General features: G+C 61.4%; 5 protein-coding genes (1 of these 5 only partly in view). 3 read left to right on the top strand and 2 right to left on the bottom strand.

Going from position 1 to position 6,612, the window contains the following annotated elements:
- Window positions 1-851, bottom strand: partial view of an ABC transporter substrate-binding protein gene (locus tag RE429_RS21775; protein ID WP_414475429.1) — the 5' portion only. It extends 469 nt beyond the left edge of the window; only the first 851 of its 1,320 coding nucleotides appear in the window; the start codon lies at window positions 849-851; its stop codon lies beyond the left edge, outside the window.
- A 71-nt stretch (window positions 852-922) separates the two neighbouring features.
- Window positions 923-1,975, bottom strand: coding sequence for an ABC transporter ATP-binding protein (locus RE429_RS21770; RefSeq protein ID WP_414475428.1), 1,053 nt, complete (start codon window positions 1,973-1,975; stop codon window positions 923-925).
- 542 nt (window positions 1,976-2,517) lie between these two features.
- Here RE429_RS21770 and RE429_RS21765 point away from each other — a divergent pair.
- From RE429_RS21765 to RE429_RS21755, 3 genes are all read left to right on the top strand, one after another.
- Complete coding sequence (locus RE429_RS21765) at window positions 2,518-4,011, top strand: tetratricopeptide repeat protein (protein ID WP_414475427.1); 1,494 nt, start codon at window positions 2,518-2,520, stop codon at window positions 4,009-4,011.
- Between the two features lie 340 nt (window positions 4,012-4,351).
- Window positions 4,352-5,752 (top strand): NfeD family protein, encoded by a 1,401-nt coding sequence (locus tag RE429_RS21760; RefSeq protein ID WP_414475426.1) that lies wholly within the window; start codon window positions 4,352-4,354, stop codon window positions 5,750-5,752.
- Window positions 5,749-6,591: a slipin family protein gene (locus RE429_RS21755; RefSeq protein WP_414475425.1), complete on the top strand. Its 843-nt coding sequence runs from the start codon at window positions 5,749-5,751 to the stop codon at window positions 6,589-6,591. Before RE429_RS21760 ends, RE429_RS21755 begins: the two co-directional genes overlap by 4 nt.
- The last annotated feature ends 21 nt before the right edge of the window (window positions 6,592-6,612 follow it).

The following is a 6,612-nucleotide window of genomic DNA, read 5'->3' as shown; positions in this document are numbered from 1 at the left end:
TAATAGAGGGACACGCCGTTCGCCGTCACCGAGATGTCGCCTGACAGGAATACACGGTTGTTGTTGATGTCGAGCCAGCTCTCCGTTCCTGGAATGAAGGTCTGATAGAGCTCGCGGGCGTATTGCAGGGCCTTGATCGTTTCAGGCGAGTTGATCACGACCTTGCCGCTCTCATCGACCATCTTGCCACCATGGCTCCAGACGATCCAATGCGCGAAGTTGTTGCCATCGCCGACCGCCTTGCCCAGTGCGAAGCCGGCAGGCTTGCTCTTAGCCTTGAGAGCCTTGCACATCTCCAGGAACTCGTCGGCCTTCTCCGGGAACTTCGACCAGCCTGCCTGCTGGAGCATGCTCTCGCGATAAAGAATGCCGTTGCCGATAGCCGCGAGAGGCAGCGCGATGAATCGATCGTTCTGCTTGGCATAAGCTTCGGGACCCGGATAGTACCCGCCGTACTTGCCGGCGAGACTCGTCGCGATATCCGTGACGTCGAGGAGCTTGTCCGGATACTGGAACGGATCGTCGAACCAGACGAGCATGATGTCCGGTCCCGAGCCTACATTGGCCGCCACTGCCGCCTTCGGGCGGATGTCCTCCCAGCTTTCCTTGTCGACACGCACCTCGACGCCGGTCGTCTCCGTGAACTTCTTGGTATTGGCGAGCCATGAATCCTCGTCGCCTTTCACGAAAGGTGTCCAGCGCAGGACGCGAAGGGTGGCCCCCTGCTCCGGCTTGTATTGCGGAGAAGCATCTTGCGCAAAGGCCGGCCGGCCGGCCAAAAGCGGCGCTCCCGCCATGCCGGCCGTCAGGCTTGCCGTTCCAAGAAGCAGATCACGTCTAGACAGGCTCATGGTTCGTTTCCTCCGCAGACCGGGATTTCTGATGCGACGCGCGGCTGCCCGGTCAAGCCACGTGCTTGGACTCAGTTGATGCGCCGTCCTGTTTCTCGGTCGAAAAGATGGACGAGAGCCGGATCGGGGGCGACATGGATGAACTCGCCCGGCTGCGCGCTGATGCGTTCGCGGAAGACGCAGGTGAGCTCCCGCTCACCGGCTTTCGCCACCACCTGGGTCTCCGAGCCGGTGGGCTCGACCACCATGACCTGAACCGCAAGGCCATCCTGGTGCAGCCGGAAGTGTTCGGGCCGGATGCCGTAATAGGCCGGCCGCCCGCCAGAAGCCGCCGGCGTGTTCTGCACCGGAAGCATCAGATCGCCTATGATAAAGCCGGAAGACCCCATGTGGCCTTCCAGAATGTTCATGGCCGGAGAGCCGATGAATTGGGCCACAAACAGGTTCGCCGGTTTGTCGTAAAGCTCGAGCGGCGCGCCGATCTGCTCGACGAGGCCATCGTACATGACCACGATCTTGTCCGCCATCGTCATGGCCTCGATCTGGTCGTGCGTCACATACACCGTGGTGGTCTTCAAACGCTGGTGCAGCGCCTTGATCTCGCTCCGCATCGAGACGCGCAGCTTGGCATCCAAGTTGGACAGCGGCTCGTCGAAGAGGAAGACCTGTGGGTCGCGCACGATGGCGCGGCCCATGGCGACGCGCTGGCGCTGGCCGCCGGAGAGCTGGCGCGGGTAGCGGTCGAGGAGCTTGGTCAGGCCGAGAATCTCGGCTGCCCGGTTGACCTTGGTGTTGATCTCGGATTTCGGCGCCTTCTTCAACAGGAGCGAGAAGGCCATGTTGTCGGCTACCGTCATATGAGGATAGAGCGCGTAATTCTGGAACACCATGGCGATGTCGCGCTCTTTGGGCGGCACATTGTTCACGACCCTCGGGCCGATGCGGATCTCGCCTCCCGTGATGTTCTCCAACCCGGCCACCATGCGCAGGAGCGTGGACTTGCCGCAGCCCGAGGGGCCAACGAGGATGACGAATTCCCCATCCCGAATATCAACCGATACACCATGGAGGACCTGCGCAGAGCCGTAGGCCTTTCGGACGTCGCGGATCTCAACAGAAGCCATGAGCTGCCTGCTCTGATCTGGATTCACGATGCCCAGTTCGAAGAATGATTCGAGGTTGGAACGACCCATGCAGATGGGCGGCGGACGTCTGATGCGTCCAAGATACAGGGCAGTGTTGAAGCATGCGCTTCCTCCCAGCCCCTCTTTCCCGTCGCCCGTCTGATGCAGGCTGACAGTGTTGTTTAAGGATACTCTAGAAAAATAGTTCGTAGATCAAGTGATATCCTATATCGACTCCCCAAACGGTCACCAAATACTCGATGGAGGTCAACCCATCTGACCTATCCTTCGGGATATACCGAGTTTTTAGGCTGTGGGCTGTTGATATATTCTGCAATCGTTATAGGCGGCGAGATATCACGACCTGTGTCACGGGCCGCCCGCGCGATCTGATCCAATGTTGCAAGATCGGATGGAGGTTCGGTTTCACGTCCGATGCTCTAGACACAATTCATCAACCCACAAGGCTCGGCAAAGCCAGCTCGTTTAATCCCGCACCCGGTATTCGGCCTCAGGCAGACATGACATTCGGGTCCATTGACATGACGACTATCCAACTTCCCCACGTCGGCGTCACGATGGCACTGGTGGCCAATCTCCGGGCGGGCCTGCCGGATTTTGGCCATGCCGTCGATCAGTTCGGACATCCAGCCCCTGCCTTACGGCAACTCGGCCTCGTTCATTGGGAGAACGGACGCTTCGACACTGCCGCCCGGACCTTTGCGGCCGCACTCTCTTTGAGTCCCAAAGATCCTGACCTCTGGCGCGATCTGGCGAGTGTCTACAGTGCTTCGGATCGCGATGAGCAGGCGCTGGCAGCGATACGGGTGTCCCTGGAGATCGACCCGGATAACGCCCAATCCTGGCAGATCCTCGCCGGCGTGTCGGACCGGCTGGACGACATGGAGACGGCTGAGGACGCCTATCGTCGCGCAATCGCTCTCAATTCGCGGGCCGCCGCCGCTCATCTTGGGATCGGTCTTCTGCTGTTCAGGAAGAAGCGCTATGAGGAGGCGCTCGGCGCCGTGCGAGCCTCCGTCGAGTGCGATCCTGTCAACTGCCTCGCTCATTTCGCCCTCGGCCACCTCTTCTTCATCCTATCCGATTTCACAGGCTGCGCGAAAGCCTTCGACGAAGCCGCTCGGCTAACATTCGAGCTCGATCCGCTGAGCCGGCAAAAGCGGGTGCGAGCGCTGACATTCCAGGCCATGATCGAGGGCGGCGTTCAGGAAGCTCTTCGAGACTACAGCGACATCGCCGGAGAGGATCGCGAAGATCTCGCCATCATCATGCGGGATGCCTTTTCCGTTCTGAGCGCCTCCGGTCACCTCGAAGCGGCTGCAGAAGTCGGCCGGATGCGCCTCGCCGAGGAGCCCGACGATCCAGTTCGGCGCTACCTGCTCGACGCCGTGCTGGGGCGGAGCATGACGGCCACTCCCACAGAATACATCGAGAGCTACTTCGATCAGTTCGCGCCGCAGTTCGACAGCAAATTGCTTGGGACACTCCAGTACAATGCACCGAGCCGGATGGCGGAGCTTCTGGCCGCGCACCGGACCGGCTTCGAATGCATGCTCGACTTGGGATGCGGCACCGGACTGGCCGCCGAGGCGTTGCGGCCGTTCGGTCCAAACCTGATCGGGGTCGATATCTCCTCGGGCATGCTGGCCGAAGCGGCCAGGCGCGGTGGGTATGCCGAACTCGTCAAGTCGGAGGCCGTCGCGTATCTTGAGGCGACATCGAACCGGTTCGATCTTATCTTCGCGGCGGATTCGCTGATCTATTTCGGCGATCTCGGACCGATTCTGCGCGCCGCTGCCGGCACCATGGTGCAGGGAGGACTGCTCGCCTTAAGCATCGAAGTCGCCACGGAAACAGGGTTCAGACTGCAACCCTCAGGCCGTTTTGCTCATTCGCTCGACTATCTCGAGGCGACGGCGACCGACTTCGTCATCCTGGAGGCCGTCCAGAGCGACATCCGGCTCGAGGCAGGCCGTCCCGTGCCCAGCCTCTACATTGTCCTGGAGAAACGCTGACAAAGCCCGGGCTGCCGCTCGAGCGTGAAAGGTGCTCGCGACGAGAAGCGCCCGGAAGACCTCACGTTGCCGAATGATTGCTTCGGGACAAACAGTGAAGTTCCGGGGCTTTCCGGAATGTTGGATCAGGGTCCGAAGACCGCTCTCGCGCTAAGGTCTCGGGGGAGCCCCGGGAGCGGATTTTTTCACCCGCCTCAGCCATGAAGATCGTCGACGGTGAAGTTAAGCTCGACACCAGGATCTTGCGAAACTTGGCGCCGGATGGCGCGATGGTTCACCCGGTTGTTCGATGCTACAATTCGGCCGGAAGGACGGGCCTCACCACTGAGGAGGTCGGTACGTGTGGCTGGAGTATCCGATCCGACTGCTGGCAGCCGTCATCATGCTGACGGCATGGGCTCCGATGAGCGCCTCGGAGCCTGCCCACAGAATGGATACGGACCGCTATGTGACCTCGATAGCGGTCACTGGACCGATCGGTCCCGCGACGGCCAAATACGTGAGAGATGCCCTTCTCGCCACCAATCCGCAAACGGTCGAGGCCATCATCCTGCGCATCGACACGCCAGGAGGGTTGGAGACGAGCATGCGCGAGATCATCGCAGACGTGCTGGCTTCCCGCGTGCCGGTCATCGGATTCGTAGCGCCCGCTGGTGCCCATGCGGCCAGCGCGGGCACTTATATCCTTTATGCAACCCATGTGGCCGCCATGGCGCCCGGCACCAATCTCGGGGCTGCAACCCCTGTCCAGATCGGCGGCCCACCCACATTCCCCTCGACGGAGCCGTCGAAAGATAGGGATGGGGCGGACCGGGCGGGTGTGGGCACCAAGGATGCCATGGCGGCAAAGATGACCAACGATGCGGTCGCCTTGATCAGGAGCCTCGCCGAGCTTCGGCACCGGAATGCGGATTGGGCGGAAGCGGCCGTGCGGGAAGCCGCCAGCCTCTCATCCCAGGCGGCATTGGAGAAGGGCGTGATCGACCTTGTGGCTCAGACGCCCGAGGAACTCCTGACACGCGTCAATGGACGTGAAGTCGAGGTGCTGGGTGAGCGCCGGCGTCTTGCCACTGCTGGCCTTCCCATCCGGCCGGAAGAGCCAAGCTGGCTTATCGGCCTGCTCGCGACGATCACCGATCCGAATGTCGCCTTCATCCTGATGATCGTCGGGGTCTATGGCCTGATCTTCGAATTCAGCAATCCCGGGACGGCTGTCCCTGGGGTGATCGGCGCGATCTGCCTCGTCCTCGGTCTCTACGCCCTGAACATGCTGCCCGTGGACTATACCGGGCTTGCGTTGGTGCTGCTTGGCCTTGCCTTTCTGATCGTGGAAGCCTTCAACCCGACCGTCGTTCTTGGACTGGGCGGGCTCGTGGCGTTCCTCCTCGGGGCCATGATGCTGATCGATACCGATGTGCCAGAGTTCCAGCTTTCATGGACTGTCATCGGAGGTGCGTTGGTCGCGAGCGTCGGCCTCCTGGCGTTGACGTTTGGTTATGTGTGGCGGATCCGCCATCAGCCCGTCAGGACCGGCGCGCCCGCCATGGTCGGACAACCCGCAGAGGTGCTCGATTGGTCGGGCAACGCGGGCCATGTTCTGGCCTTTGGAGAGCGCTGGCAGGCCCGGGCATCTCAGCCTCTCACGCCGGGCGAGCACGTTCAGATCGCCGGGATCGAAGGCCTGATGCTTGAAGTGCGCCGCGCACCCGGAGTGGCCATGGGTTCGGAGGGACGGCCATGATGCTCGATTATCTCGTCTACCTGATCCTCGCCCTGATCATCATCGGGTTCCTGGGCGCGGCGATCCGGGTGCTCCGGGAATATGAACGCGGGGTCGTATTTACTCTCGGCCGTTTCACAGGCGTGAAGGGCCCTGGGCTGATCATCCTTGTTCCCTTCGTGCAGCAGATGGTCAGGGTCGATCTGCGCGTCATCGTGCAGGATGTACCGTCTCAGGATGTGATTTCGCGCGACAATGTTTCGGTAAAGGTGAATGCCGTGATCTACTTCCGGATCGTCGACCCTGAACGCGCAATCATCAAGGTGGAGAACTACATCACCGCAACGAGCCAGCTGGCACAGACCACCCTGCGCTCAGTGCTCGGCAAGCACGAACTCGATGAAATGCTCGCGGAACGCGACCGTCTCAACGCCGATATTCAGCAGATCCTCGACCAGCAGACCGATGCGTGGGGGATCAAGGTCGCCAACGTCGAGATCAAGCATGTCGATCTCAATGAGAATATGGTGCGAGCCATCGCCAAACAGGCCGAAGCCGAGCGTCTGCGGCGAGCGAAGGTGATCAACGCCGAGGGCGAGCAGCAAGCGGCGGAGAAGCTCGTGGAGGCCGGGCACTTGCTCGCAGCCGAGCCACGCGCCATGCAGCTCCGCTATTTCGCAGCTCTGCACGACATTGCCAGCGAGCGCTCTTCGACCATCGTGTTTCCTCTGCCTATGGATCTTCTGTCTCAAGTCGGGAACGTCCATGCGAGCCCCGTGGGCGGTTCGCCGACCGTAAGCGGTTCGCAAGACAGCGCCCGCGAGCCTGGACTGGCCAATCTCGGAGCAAAGCGCGCCTGATCCCCGATGGTCGTGTCATGC

It is taken from the genome of Microvirga sp. M2, from assembly GCF_047497095.1.
In the GTDB taxonomy this organism is placed as follows: Bacteria; Pseudomonadota; Alphaproteobacteria; order Rhizobiales; family Beijerinckiaceae; genus Microvirga.
The sequence above is the reverse complement of the archived record's forward strand: the minus strand, read 5'-3'. Positions and strand labels throughout refer to the sequence as shown.

Bases quoted from the DNA above. Each gene is read 5' to 3' on its own strand.
- RE429_RS21770 (WP_414475428.1), bottom strand. From the start codon at position 1,975: ATGGCTTCTGTTGAGATCCGCGACGTCCGAAAGGCCTACGGCTCTGCG.
- RE429_RS21765 (WP_414475427.1), top strand. From the start codon at position 2,518: ATGACGACTATCCAACTTCCCCACGTCGGCGTCACGATGGCACTGGTG.
- RE429_RS21755 (WP_414475425.1), top strand. From the start codon at position 5,749: ATGATGCTCGATTATCTCGTCTACCTGATCCTCGCCCTGATCATCATC.